The sequence below is a fragment of the Streptomyces sp. NPDC059564 genome (assembly GCF_042735575.1).
Taxonomy (GTDB): domain Bacteria; phylum Actinomycetota; class Actinomycetes; order Streptomycetales; family Streptomycetaceae; genus Streptomyces.
Genome location: NZ_JBHWBP010000227.1, coordinates 1 through 12,561 on the forward strand (window position 1 = coordinate 1; position 12,561 = coordinate 12,561).

Here is a 12,561-nt window from a genome sequence, read left to right on the forward strand (position 1 = left end):
GTTAGGGTATGGGGCGGGGTGGGGGACCTGTCATCGCCGTCGCGGGCGGACCGGCGTTCACGTTCTCGTACGCCGAGCACGCGGAGCTGCTCACCGCCGCCGGCGCGGAGGTCGTCACCTTCGACCCGCTCCGGGACGAGGCGCTGCCGGACGGAACCACCGGCCTGGTGATCGGCGGCGGGTTCCCGGAGATGTACGCGCCCGAACTGTCCGCGAACGAGCCGCTGCGCGCGGCGGTGGCCGCCTTCGCCGCGGCCGGCGCCCCGGTGGCGGCCGAATGCGCCGGGCTGCTGTACCTGGCCCGTTCCCTGGACGGCAAGCCGATGTGCGGGGTGCTCGACGCCGACGCGCGGATGTCGGAGCGGCTCACGCTCGGCTACCGGGAGGCGGTGGCGGTCTCGGACAGCTCGCTCGCCGCCAACGGGACCCGGCTGCGCGGCCACGAGTTCCACCGGACGGTGATCGAGCCGGGCGCCGGCTCCGCGCCGGCCTGGGGGTTCACGCATCCGGAGCGGCGCGTCGAGGGCTTCGTCCAGGGGGGCGTGCACGCCAGCTACCTGCACACGCACTGGGCGGCGGAGCCGTCCGTGGCCCGCCGTTTCGCGCGAGCCGCGGCCGCGCACCGGTGAGGTCAGTCCGCGAGCCCGACCACGAGCCAGATCCCCGCCACCCCGCCCACCGTGCACATCAGCGTGGAGAGGGCGGGGTGTTCGTGGTGCGCCTCGGGCAGGATCTCGGCGGCCGCCAGGTACAGCAGGACGCCGCCGAAGAATCCGAGGTAGGCCCCGAGGGGTTCCTCCGGAAGGGTGAACAGCAGGGTGGACGCGGCGCCCACGACGGGTGCCACCGCGTCCGCGTACAGCATCTTCAGGGCCCTGCGGCGCTCGTTCCCGTACAGGGTGGTGAGGGTGTACGTGTTGAACCCGTCGGCGAAGTCGTGGGTGACCACGGCCAGCGCCACGGCGACGCCCATCCCCCCGCCGACCTGGAAGGCGGCGCCCAGCGCCACCCCGTCGGCGAGGCTGTGGCCGACCATCGCGGCGGCCGCCGCGAGCCCGACCCGGGGGGCACGGGCGCCGTGCCCGTTCTCCGCGCCGTGCGCGGCCTGGCGCACCGCGAGCAGCCGTTCCGCGACGTGGGCCACGAGGAAGCCGCCGACGAAGAGCAGCAGGGCGAGCGGGACGCCGAAGACCTCGTCGCCGGCGGCGCGCATCGCCTCGGGGAGCAGGTCCAGGCCGACCACGCCGAGCATCAGCCCGCCGGCCAGGCCCAGCACGAGGTGGCGGCGGTCGGTGACGCGCTGCGCCGTCCATCCGCCCGCCAGCGTCATCAGGAACGCGCCCAACGCCACGATCACGGCCATGTGCCCCTGAATACCGACTGGCGGCCGGGCGCGCACTTCCGCGTGCGGGTGGCGGGGCACGCCGTGTTGACGACGACGGCAGACTGACGCAAGTGACTACGGAGGGGAGGACCCCGGTGGGCGAGTACGTGACGCGGCTGGTGGTCGGGGTCGGCGGACGGGCGGGGGTTTCCGTGGCGGAGGTCTGTGCGCTGGTCGAGGAGACGCTGCGGGGGGCCGGACTGGCCACCGGGGCGGTGACGGCACTGGCGACGGTGGAGTCGAAGACGATGGAGGCGGGGATCGTGGGGGCGGCGGAACGTTTCGGCGTGCCGTTGGTCGGCTATCCGGCCGAGGAGCTGGCCCGGATCTCCGTACCGCATCCCTCGGGCACCGTCCGCGAGGCCGCCGGGACCGCGTCGGTGGCGGAGGCGGCGGCGCTGGCGGGCGGCGGGGAACTCCTCGTGCCCAAGCGGCGGTCGGTGGCGGCGACCTGCGCGGTGGCCACCGCCGAGGAACACGACCTGCGCCACCACGGGGACGCGGAGGTGGTGGACGCGGGCGGCGCGCTGGTGGACCTCGCGGTGAACGTACGGGCGGACACCCCGCCGGAGTGGCTCAAGCGGCGGATCGCGGACAGCCTCGGCTCCCTGGCGGCCTACCCGGACGGGCGGGCCGCGCGGGCGGCGGTGGCGGCGCGGCACGGGCTGCCGGTCGAGCGGGTGCTGCTGACGGCGGGGGCGGCGGAGGCGTTCGTACTGATCGCGCGGGCGCTGGGCGCCGTACGGCCGGTCGTGGTGCACCCGCAGTTCACGGAGCCGGAGGCGGCGCTGCGGGATGCCGGGCACCGGGTGGAGCGGGTGGTGCTGCGGGCGGCGGACGGGTTCCGGCTGGACCCGGCGGCGGTGCCGGAGGACGCCGACCTGGTGATCGTCGGGAACCCGACCAACCCCACCTCGGTGCTGCACCCGGCCGGGGTGCTGGCGGCGCTGGCGCGGCCGGGGCGGATCCTGGTGGTCGACGAGGCGTTCATGGACGCCGTCCCGGGCGAGCGGGAGGCCCTGGCCGGGCGGACCGACGTACCGGGGCTGGTGGTCCTGCGCAGCCTGACGAAGACCTGGGGGCTGGCGGGGCTGCGGATCGGGTACGTCCTGGCGGAGCCCGAGGTGATCACGAAGCTGGCGGCGGCGCAGCCGCTGTGGCCGGTGTCGACCCCGGCGCTGGTGGCGGCGGAGGCCTGCGTGGCTCCGGCGGCGCTGGCCGAGGCGGAGGCGGCGGCCCGGCGGATCGCGGTGGACCGGGAGCACCTGCTGGCGGGGCTCGCGGAGTTCGAGGAGGTCTCGGTGGCGGGGGTCGCGGAGGGGCCGTTCGTCCTGATCCGCGTCGCGGGGGCGATGGAGGTCCGCACCCGCCTGCGCGCCCTCGGCTTCGCGGTCCGCCGCGGGGACACCTTCCCGGGCCTCGACGCCACCTGGCTCCGCCTGGCGGTCCGCGACCGCCCCACGACGGGCCGCCTCCTCCAGGCCCTGGACCACGCCCTCACGCTGGCCGCCCGGTAACCCGCCCCCTCGGCGCCGCGCCCCGTTCCGGGGGCGGGGCGGGCGGGGGGAACCTACGATGGCCGCGCGGGGCATCGGCGCTACGGCAGGGGCGGTTCGTGAAGGCAGGGGCACGGATAGGGGTGGCGGTCGCCGGGCTGGTGGTGGTCGGGGGTGGGGTGTACGCCGTGCCCCGGGTCCTCGACGGGCACGGCGGCGGCGCCCCCGCCACGGAGCAGCGGCTCGGGCCCGCGCCCGACCGTTCCGCCCCCGACCCGGCGCCCCGGGGGCGTCCGTTCACCCTCGTGGCGACCGGCGACATCATCCCGTACCCCTCCATCGTCCAGCGCTCCGCGGACGACGCCGGCGGCAAGCCCGGCGCGTACGACTTCCGGCAGATACTCGCCGGCGTGAAACCCCTCGTCTCCGCCGCCGACCTGGCGATATGCCACCACGAGATACCGTACGGACGGCCCGGCGGCCCCTACACCGGGTACCCCACCTTCAAGGCCCCGCACCAGCTGGCCGACGCCCTGCGGGACGCCGGGTACGACAGCTGCTCCACCGCCTCGAACCACACCCTCGACGACGGCTACGACGGCCTCGTCCGGACCCTCGACCACCTCGACCGCGTCGGCGTCAAGCACGTCGGATCGGCCCGCGGCGCCGACGAGGCCAGGGCCCCGGCCGTCCTCACGGCGGGCGGCGCGGACGGCGCGGGCGGCGCGAAGGTCGCCCAGCTGGACTACACGTACGGGACGAACGGCATACCGCTGCCCGCCGACAAGCCCTGGGCCGTGAACCTGATCGACCAGCGGCGCATCATCGACGACGCCCGCGCGGCCCGCGCCGCGGGCGCGCACGTCGTCGTCCTCAGCATCCACTGGGGCACCGAGTGGCAGACGGCCCCCGACCAGCAGCAGCTCGAGCTGGCCCAGGCGCTGACCGCCTCCCGCTCCGCCGACGGGCTCCCCGACATCGACCTGATCCTCGGCACGCACAACCACGTGCCGCAGCCCTACGAGAAGATCAACGGCACCTGGGTGGTCTTCGGCATGGGCGACCAGGTGGCCAGCTTCTACGAGGCCGGCAAGGCGCGCGGCAACATGTCCTCGATCCCCCGCTTCACCTTCGCCCCGGACACCGCGCACCCGGGCCGCTGGTCGGTGGTGAAGGCCGAGTACCTCACGCAGTACGCGGACATGGGGCCGCCCTTCCGCGTGGTCTGCGCCTCCTGCGCGGCCGGGGACACCGCCCTCCCGGCGGCCCGGCGCACCGCGTACGGCCGGGCCGACGAGGAGGTCACCGCCGCCGTGACGTCCCGGGGCGCGACCACGCAGGGCCTGGAGCGCGCGACCCGCTGAGGGGACGGCGGGGCCTACGAGGAGGCCCGCCCGCGCCGGGTGACGAGGAGGGCGCCCCCGCCGATGGCGAGCAGCAGCAGCGCGCCGCCCGCGACGTACGGGGTCACCGAACCGGCCCCCGTCTCCGCCAGGTTGGCCTGGGTGGCGGCGGTCCCGGTCCCCGTCTTCGTCGCGGTCTGCGGCTTGACGTCGGGCTTCGCCGAGGGGCCGGTCGAGGGCGCGGGTCCCTTCGGGGTCTCGCAGTGCGCCTCGGCGAGCACGACCTCGCCCTCCACCTCGGCGACGTTCAGGTTCAGCGGGTTCACCGACACCTTCAGCCGGAGCGCGGCCGCGGCGGCGGCGGTCGTGGTGGTCTGCGTACCGGACAGTTCCAGGCTGACGAAGCCGACGCCCGGGACGTCGATCCGGGTGGGGCCGCCCGCCGTCAGGGTGACCTTCTTGCCCAGCGCGGTGACGGATCCGAGCACGTTCGCGTCGGCGACCGGCTTCTTGCCCGCCTCGCAGACGGCCTTGGAGGTGACCTTCTCCACCTCGATGAGGGAGAGCGCCGGCAGCCCGGGGACGTGCACCTTGGCGTGGGCGAGGTTGGCCTCCGCTTCGGCGCGGTTCTTGTCGGCGGTGGCCTTGGCCGTGGCGACGTCGGCCGTCAGCACGTTCACGGGCCGGCCCTGCTCGGCACCGTCGAGGGTGACGGTGAGGGCGGTCTTCTCGGCGGCCTCGGGGGCACTGACCTCGTTGAGGGTGGTCTTCAGCGGTACGTGCACGGCCTTGTTGAGCAGGCGCACGTCCAGTCCGGCCCGCAGGACGACGGCTCCGGAGCTGCCCTCACTCGCGCCGCCGGCGGCGCCCGTGGCGAGGGCGGGCGGCGCGGCGAGCAGGGCCACCGCCCCCGTGGCGAGCAGAACGGCCGCGGGCATGCGGAAGGTGTTGCTGTTCAAGATGGTGGAACCCCCGGGGAGATGGGTGCCGTCGCGCGGCCAATGGGGGACATCGCGAGCGCCGACGGCTTCGACGCTCGAAATCTTTACGCACTGTGAGTGAACGGGCGGCCACCTGACGTGAGTTCACCCCAAAGGGTGGTTTCCATGCACGTATTCGATTTGCTGCGCACCATGCGCCCCGCGAACACTCCCCCACCTCATCCCCGGCCCCCGACCGGGCACTTCTAACGACGGCCGCGCCACCAACGTCACGCCGCCCCGTCAACCCGACGCCTAGGCGCGGACCTCGCCGTTCACGATCACCCGCTCCGGCCGCGCCAGGGCCCGTACGTCGGTACGGGGGTCGGCGGCGTACACCACGAGGTCGGCCGGGGCGCCTTCGGTCAGGCCGGGCCGGCCGAGCCACTCGCGGGCCGCCCAGGCCGTCGCCGAGAGGGCGTCCAGCGGCGGGATCCCGGCCTTGACGAGTTCCGCGACCTCGGCGGCGACCAGGCCGTGCGGCAGGGAACCCCCCGCGTCCGTGCCGACGTACACGGGGACGCCCGCGTCCCAGGCGGCCCGCACCGTGTCGTACCGCCGCTCGTGGAGCCGCCGCATGTGCGCCGACCAGCGGGGGAACTTCGCGTCGCCGCCCGCCGCCAGCTTCGGGAACGTCGCGATGTTGACCAGGGTCGGCACGATCGCCACCCCGCGTTCCGCGAACAGCGGGATGGTGTCCTCGGTGAGCCCGGTGGCGTGCTCGACGCAGTCGATGCCCGCCTCGACGAGGTCGCGCAGCGCGTCCTCGGCGAAGCAGTGCGCGGTGACGCGGGCGCCGAGCCGGTGCGCCTCGGCGATGGCCGCCTCGACCTCGGCACGCGGCCAGCAGGCCGTCAGGTCGCCGGCGTCGCGGTCGATCCAGTCGCCGACCAGCTTCACCCAGCCGTCGCCGCGCCGCGCCTCCCGGGCGACGTACGCGACCAGGTCGGCGGGCTCGATCTCGTGGGCGTAGTTGCGGATGTAGCGCCGGGTCCGGGCGATGTGCCGGCCCGCGCGGATGATCTTGGGGAGGTCGGCGCGGTCGTCGATCCAGCGGGTGTCGGAAGGGGATCCCGCGTCACGGATGAGGAGGGTGCCCGCGTCCCGGTCGGTCAGGGCCTGCGCCTCGGCGGTCTGCGCGTCGACCGGGCCGTGGGCGTCCAGGCCCACGTGGCAGTGCGCGTCGACCAGCCCGGGCAGCGCCCAGCCGGTGACGGTGGTGATCTCGCGGGCGGCGCGCGGCCGCTCGTAGGAGATCCGCCCGCCGACGATCCACAGCTCGTCGCGCGCCTCGTGGGGCCCGACGAGCACCCGTCCCTTCACATGGAGCACACCGCTCTGATCACTCATGTCGGCACCCTACGCGCGTGCTGGGTACGCTCACCCGGTAACCCCGGACGAAGAGAGCACCGCCGTGACCCACCCCCTCCTGGACCTTCCGCCGCTCAGCGCCGGGCACTTCGCGTCGATCGAGCGGGGGGTCGCGGCGCTGCTCGGCACCCGGCACGACGTGGTGATCACCCAGGGCGAGGCGCTGCTGCCGCTGGAGGGCTGCATCCGCTCGGGGGCGCGGCCGGGGTCGACGGCGCTGAACGTCGTGACCGGGCCGTACGGGACCACGTTCGGCAACTGGCTGCGCGACGCCGGGGCGAACGTGGTGGACCTGGCGGTGCCCTTCGACACGGCGGTGACCGGCGAGCAGGTGGCCCGGGCCCTGGCCGCGCGTCCGGAGATCGACTTCGTCTCGCTGGTGCACGCCGAGGCGGCCACCGGCAACACGAACCCGGTCGCGGAGATCGGCGAGGCGGTACGGGCCCACGGGGCGCTGTTCATGCTGGACGCGGTGGCTTCGGTGGGCGCGGAGCCGCTGCTGCCGGACGCGTGGGGCGTGGACCTGTGCGTGATCGGCGCCCAGAAGGCGATGGGCGGTCCGGCGGGGGTCTCGGCGGTGTCGGTCTCGGACGGTGCGTGGGAGCGGTTCGCCGCGAACCCGGCGGCTCCGCGGCGCTCGTACCTCTCCCTCCTGGACTGGAAGGAGCGCTGGATCGACGGCGGGCGCAAGGCGCTGCCGCACGCGCCCGCGCAGCTGGAGATGCTGGGACTGGAGGCCTGCCTGGACCGGATCGCGGCCGAGGGCTCGGCGGCGGTGCTGCGGCGGCACGCGTCCGCCGCCCGGGCCACCCGGGCTGGGGCGGCCGCGCTGGGCGTCGCCCCGTGGGTCGGGGACCCGGCGCAGGCGGCGCCGGTGGCGACCACGCTGCGCGTCGCGGACGCCGCGCTGGTGGTGGGGAAGGCCCTGTCGGCGGACCCGGCGGCTCCGCTCGCGGCGGGCGGCGGTGCGCTGGCCGGGGAGATGGTCCGGGTCAACCACTACGGCCCGGCGGCCACCCCGGAGGCGGTGGCCTCCGCCCTGCGCGCCCTGGCCGCGGCCCTGTCCGCCGACCCGGCCCCGGCCCTGGCGGCGGCTTCGGCGGCCTGGAGCTAGCCCCGGCAGGGCCGCCGGACGCCGGGACGCCCTGTGGCGACTCCGTCGCCCGGCGACCGGCCCGCGGCCCGGACACCGGGGCGCGGATGCCGGGGCGCGGATGCCGGGGCGCGGATGCCGGGGCGCGGATGCCGGGGCGGATGCCCGGTGGCGGCCCGGCCGCCCGGCGGTGATCCGTCAGCCTTCGAGGGCGTTGAGCAGGCGGTCGACGTCCGCCTCCGTGTTGTAGAGGTGGAAGGAAGCCCGGAGCGCGCCGGCGCGGACGGCCGTGACGATCCCCGCTTCGAGGAGCGCGGGCTCGCGGTCGGCGAGGCCCGGAACGGAGACGATGGGGGCCCCGCCCGGCACGGCTTCGTGGCCGAGGCGGGCGAGTCCGGCCCGGTAGCGGGCCGCGAGGGCGGTGTCGTGCGCGTGCACGGCCTCGATGCCGACCCGCTCCAGCAGGGCGAGCGAGGGCTCGGCGGCGTGGTAGGGGAGGAAGGCCGGGGACTCGTCGAACCGGCGCGCGTCCGAGGCGAGTTGGCGCATCGGGCCGTAGGTGGCGTCCCACATCGACTCCGCCGCCACCCAGCCGGCGTGCAGCGGGACCAGCCCGCTCTGGGCCTCCTCGGAGACCGTGAGGTACGAGGCTCCGCGGCCGCCGAGCAGCCACTTGTACCCGGCGGTGACCGTGTACGCGTAGGGCGAGGCGTCGAAGGGCAGCCACCCTGCGGCATGGGTCGCGTCGACGAGCACCCGCGCCCCGTGCGCGGCGGCGGCCGCGCGGACGGCGGCGAGGTCGGCGGTGCGCCCGTCGGCGGACTGTACGGCGCTCAGCGCGACCAGCGTGGTGCCCGCGTCCACGGCTTCGGCGAGGGACTCCAGCGGGGCGAAGCGGACCTTGAGGTCGCCGCGCACCACGAAGGGGTTCATGACGGAGGCGAAGTCGCCCTCGGGGACGAGGACTTCGCAGCCGGCCGGCAGCGAGGCCGACACCAGACCCACGTGCGCGGCGACGGACGAGCCGACGGCCACCCGCCCGGCGTCGACCCCGACCAGGCGGGCGAAGGCGGCCCGGACCCGGTTCACGCGGTCGAAGTCGCCGAATCCGGCGGGCAGTCCGGCCCCGGAGGCCTCGGCCAGCGCGCGCACCTCGGCCACGGCGGCACGCGGGAGGATCCCGCTGGTGGCCGTGTTGAGGAAGGTGGTGGTGTGCGCGAACTCGGCGCGGCACAGGTCGGAGAGTGGGAGATCCATGGCGTCAACTCTGCGCCAGGAGCTACCCAAAGTCCATTGTCTTTATATGCACGTAAGCCCCAAGGATGTCTTATGGGGCTGGGGAGGGGCGCCCGACCCCGAAGGGGTACGGCCGCCCCTCCCCCGGGCGGCTCAGGCCTGGGGAACGGCGCAGGCCCCGCCCGGCTCGCAGACCTCGGCGGCCTCGTCCTGCCGGACCGGCTCGCGGCCGGCCCAGGCCTGCTCCAGCGCCTGGGTGAAGACCTCGGCGGGCTGGCCGCCGGAGATGCCGTAGCGGCGGTCGAGGACGAAGAACGGCACGGCGTTGGCACCCAGTTCGGCCGCCTCGCGCTCGTCGGCCCGTACCTCGTCGGCGTAGGCGGAGTCGTCGGCGAGGACCGCGCGGGCCTCCGCCCCGTCCAGCCCGGCCTCGACGGCGAGCTCGACCAGCACCTCGGGGTCGAAGACCGACCGCTCCTCGGCGAAGTTGGCCCGGTAGGCGAGGTCGAGCAGCTCCTCCTGGCGGCCGCGGGCGGCGGCCAGGTGCAGCAGGCGGTGGATGTCGAAGGTGTTGCCGTGGTCCCGGCCCTCGGTCCGGTACGTCAGCCCCTCGGCGCGGGCGCTCGCCGCGACGTGCTCCTCCATGCCGCGCGCCTCGTCCAGGGTGCGGCCGTACTTGCGGGCGAGCATCTCCAGGACGGGGGCGGTGACGCCCTTGGCTCCGTTCGGGTCGAGTTCGAAGGACCGGAAGACGACCTCCACCTCGTCGCGGTGCGCGAACGCGGCCAGCCCCTTGGTGAAACGGGCCTTGCCGATGTAGCACCAGGGGCAGGCGATGTCGCTCCAGATCTCGACGCGCATGATCCTTCTTCTCTCCGGGTTCTGAGGGGATGGAACAGATGAAACGGGGGATGAAACGGTTTTTGCTTCAACCAATCCCTCTCCCGTCTCATTCCCCGGACGCGCTGGCCACCTCCAGCCAGAGCGTGCGGTGGGTGCCGGAGGCGGCGTCGGCCGGGTCGGGGCGCCAGCCGTGGGCCGCGTAGAAGGCCTGGGCGCGCAGGTTGTGGGCGTAGACCTCCAGGCGGACTCGCTCGATCCCGGCGCGGCGCCAGGCGACGAGACAGGCGGCGTGCAGGGCGGCGCCGGTGCCGCTGCCCCAGTGGTCGGGGTCGACGTGCAGCTGGGTGAGGGTGGTCTCGCCGTCGGCGGTGAGGAAAGCTGCCTCCCCGGTGACCGTGCCGTCCCGCTCCGCGCAGAAGACCCGGCCCTGTGCCCGGTCCCGGCCCACGGCCCGGGACCAGCCCTCGCGGGTCCGCGCCAGCTCGGCTTCACCGCTGTAGGCCTGCTCGGGGACGCGACCCCGGTAGTAGGTGGCGCGCGCCCGGGTGTGCAGGGCGGCGATGGCGGCGACGTCGGCGGGGAGCGCGGTCCGGATCATGGGAGGGAGAACGCGCCGGGAACCCCGTTGGGTTCCCGGCGCGCGGCCCCCGCACGGGCGGCGGCTACTTCTTCAGCCAGGCCGCCATCATCTTCTGGGCGATCGGCGCGGCCAGCCTGCCGCCGCCGATCTCGGAGCGGTCGGTGTCCGAGTTCTCGATCATCACGGCGACGGCGATCTGCTTGCCGCCCGCCTTGCCGTACGAGGTGAACCAGGCGAGCGGCGGGATGTTGTTGCCCACGCCGCGCTGGGCGGTGCCCGTCTTGCCGCCCACCTCGGCGCCCGCCACCTGGGCGGGCTTGCCGCCGCCCTCGGCAGCGACCGTGCGCATGGCGTCCTGGAGCATCGAGGCGGTCTTCGCGTTCATGACCTGGTCCGCCTTCGGGTCCTTGAAGCTCTCCAGCACGTTGCCGTCCGCGTCGGTCACCTCGGAGACCATGTGCGGGGCGACGAGCTTGCCGCCGTTCTCGATCGCGGCGGTCACCATGGCCATCTGGAGCGGGGTGGCCTGCACGTCGAACTGGCCGATACCCGTCTGCGCGACCTGGTCGACGGACATCTTCTTCGACGGGTACTTGCTCGGCGGGTTGGTGCGGACCGGGGTGTCGATCTGGACGTTGAACCCGAGCTTCTCGGCCATCGCACGCATCTTGTCCTGGCCGAGCTTGGAGGCCAGCTCCGCGAAGACGTTGTTGCAGGACAGTTTGAGGGCGGTGCGGGCCGAGACGTTGTTGCAGGCCGCGTCGCCCGCCTCGCTGGGCAGGTTCGTCCGGGTGCCCGGGATCGTGTACGGGGCCGCGATGCCGGTCGGCGTGTCGATGCTGGTGACCAGCCCGTTCTCGATCGCCGCGGCCAGGGTGACCAGCTTGAAGGTGGAGCCGGGGGCCTGCGGCTTGCGCAGCGCCACGTTCTCCATGGCCTTGCCCTGGTCGGCGGACAGCTCCGCCCAGGCCGCATTGTCGGTGGCGCCCGTGATGCGGCCCGGATCGTACGAGGGGTTGTTCACCACGGCGAGGATCTCGCCGGTCGCCGGGTCGATGGCCACGGCCGCGCCCTGCTTGCCCTGGAGGCCGTCGTAGGCCGCCTTCTGGACGTCCTTGTCGATGGTCGTCAGGACGTTGCCCGGATCGGCGCGCTTGTTGGTGAGGACGTCCATCATCGTCTTGAGGCGGCTGTCGGAGCCGTTGAGGATGTTCTTGTAGACGCCCTCCAGCAGGGTCGTCCCGTAGGCCTGGGAGCTGTAGCCGGTGATCGGCGCGTAGAGCGGGCCGTCGAGGTACGTCCGCTTGTACCCGAAGTCCTTGCCGCCCGTCTTCGTGGAGCCGGTGATCGCCTCCCCGCCCACGATGATGTTCCCCAACGGGTTCTCGTACTGCCCGATGAGGTTGCGCCGGTTGTTCTTGTCGTCTGCGAGGGCCTGGCCTTGGTATGCCTGCACCCAGGTGACCCGCACCAAAAGGGCCAGCACCAGAAGCAGACAGAAGACCGACGCACGCCTGATCGTCTTGTTCATCCCCCGGAAGGACGCGCGGGCGGCCCCAGGCGTTCCGCTCTGCCCCGATTGTGGCGGAGTTCTCAGCTTTTCCTCATGATGAAGCCCCCCTCGTAGGCGGCGATGACCGCCTGGGTGCGGTCACGGGAGCCGGTCTTGGCGAGGACGGCCGCCACATGCGTCTTGACGGTCTGCGGGCCGACGCCCAGGTGCTCGCTGATCTCCTGGTTCGACAGTCCAGCGGCCATCAGGCGCAGGACGTCGGCCTCGCGGTCCGTGAGCCGGGACGCCCAGGGCGGGGCGGCGGGCCCCCGTCCCGCCGTGTGCGCGGCGGCCAGGGAGCGGACGGCGGCCGGGAAGAGCAGCGAGTCCCCGCGGGCGACGAGGCGGACCGCGCCGATCAGCTCGTCGGGCTCGGCCCTCTTGAGGAGGAACCCGCTGGCGCCCGCGCGCAGCGCGTCGTACACGTAGGCGTCGTTCTCGAAGGTGGTGACGACCACGATCCGGGGCGGCTCGGGCATGGTCGCGAGGATCTGCTCGGTGGCCCGGATGCCGTCGATCTCCGGCATCCGGACGTCCATGAGCACCACGTCGGGCGCCAGCGAGCGGACCAGCGGGACGGCCTCGGCGCCGGTGGCGGCCTCCCCCACGACCTCCATATCGGGCTCGGCGTCGAGGATGACCCGCAGGGCGGTACGGACCATCCGCTCGTCGTCGGCGACGAC

Annotated in this window: 11 protein-coding genes and 1 pseudogene; 4 read left to right on the forward strand and 8 right to left on the reverse strand. The window is 74.4% G+C overall.

Going from position 1 to position 12,561, the window contains the following annotated elements; genetic code table 11:
- Positions 1-17 precede the first annotated feature (17 nt).
- Positions 18-629, forward strand: a pseudogene (locus ACFV0Q_RS28840) (cobyrinic acid a,c-diamide synthase); the annotation flags it as partial.
- Between the two features lie 2 nt (positions 630-631).
- Here ACFV0Q_RS28840 and ACFV0Q_RS28845 read toward each other — a convergent pair.
- Complete coding sequence (locus tag ACFV0Q_RS28845) at positions 632-1,363, reverse strand: ZIP family metal transporter (protein ID WP_385009288.1); 732 nt, start codon at positions 1,361-1,363, stop codon at positions 632-634.
- Between the two features lie 92 nt (positions 1,364-1,455).
- Between ACFV0Q_RS28845 and cobC the strand changes: the two genes are divergently transcribed.
- Both cobC and ACFV0Q_RS28855 read left to right on the forward strand, forming a co-directional pair.
- Entirely contained in the window at positions 1,456-2,901 is a 1,446-nt protein-coding gene (gene cobC, locus ACFV0Q_RS28850; protein ID WP_385009289.1) for an Rv2231c family pyridoxal phosphate-dependent protein CobC, read from the forward strand.
- Positions 2,902-2,999: 98 nt separating this feature from the next.
- Positions 3,000-4,244 carry a CapA family protein gene (locus ACFV0Q_RS28855; protein WP_385009290.1) on the forward strand — a complete coding sequence of 415 codons (1,245 nt, stop codon included), beginning with the start codon at positions 3,000-3,002 and terminating at the stop codon, positions 4,242-4,244.
- Positions 4,245-4,258: 14 nt separating this feature from the next.
- Here the strand turns inward: ACFV0Q_RS28855 and ACFV0Q_RS28860 are convergent, their stop codons facing one another.
- Complete coding sequence (locus ACFV0Q_RS28860; RefSeq protein WP_385009291.1) at positions 4,259-5,182, reverse strand: SCO1860 family LAETG-anchored protein; 924 nt, start codon at positions 5,180-5,182, stop codon at positions 4,259-4,261.
- A gap of 276 nt (positions 5,183-5,458) precedes the next feature.
- Positions 5,459-6,553: an amidohydrolase family protein gene (locus tag ACFV0Q_RS28865; protein ID WP_385009292.1), complete on the reverse strand. Its 1,095-nt coding sequence runs from the start codon at positions 6,551-6,553 to the stop codon at positions 5,459-5,461.
- A 64-nt stretch (positions 6,554-6,617) separates the two neighbouring features.
- Here ACFV0Q_RS28865 and ACFV0Q_RS28870 point away from each other — a divergent pair, with 64 nt between their 5' ends.
- Positions 6,618-7,688 carry an aminotransferase class V-fold PLP-dependent enzyme gene (locus ACFV0Q_RS28870; RefSeq protein WP_385009293.1) on the forward strand — a complete coding sequence of 357 codons (1,071 nt, stop codon included), beginning with the start codon at positions 6,618-6,620 and terminating at the stop codon, positions 7,686-7,688.
- Between the two features lie 177 nt (positions 7,689-7,865).
- Here ACFV0Q_RS28870 and ACFV0Q_RS28875 read toward each other — a convergent pair whose 3' ends face one another.
- From ACFV0Q_RS28875 to ACFV0Q_RS28895, 5 genes are all read right to left on the reverse strand, one after another.
- Positions 7,866-8,924: an aminotransferase class V-fold PLP-dependent enzyme gene (locus ACFV0Q_RS28875; RefSeq protein ID WP_385009294.1), complete on the reverse strand. Its 1,059-nt coding sequence runs from the start codon at positions 8,922-8,924 to the stop codon at positions 7,866-7,868.
- Between the two features lie 132 nt (positions 8,925-9,056).
- Entirely contained in the window at positions 9,057-9,764 is a 708-nt protein-coding gene (locus ACFV0Q_RS28880; RefSeq protein WP_385009295.1) for a DsbA family oxidoreductase, read from the reverse strand.
- Between the two features lie 88 nt (positions 9,765-9,852).
- Complete coding sequence (locus ACFV0Q_RS28885) at positions 9,853-10,344, reverse strand: GNAT family N-acetyltransferase (RefSeq protein ID WP_385009296.1); 492 nt, start codon at positions 10,342-10,344, stop codon at positions 9,853-9,855.
- Between the two features lie 64 nt (positions 10,345-10,408).
- A complete protein-coding gene (locus tag ACFV0Q_RS28890; RefSeq protein WP_385009297.1) occupies positions 10,409-11,857 on the reverse strand; it encodes a peptidoglycan D,D-transpeptidase FtsI family protein in 1,449 nt (482 codons plus the stop codon).
- Positions 11,858-11,919: 62 nt separating this feature from the next.
- On the reverse strand, positions 11,920-12,561 hold a 642-nt coding region (locus tag ACFV0Q_RS28895; RefSeq protein ID WP_385009298.1), incomplete at its 5' end, for a response regulator.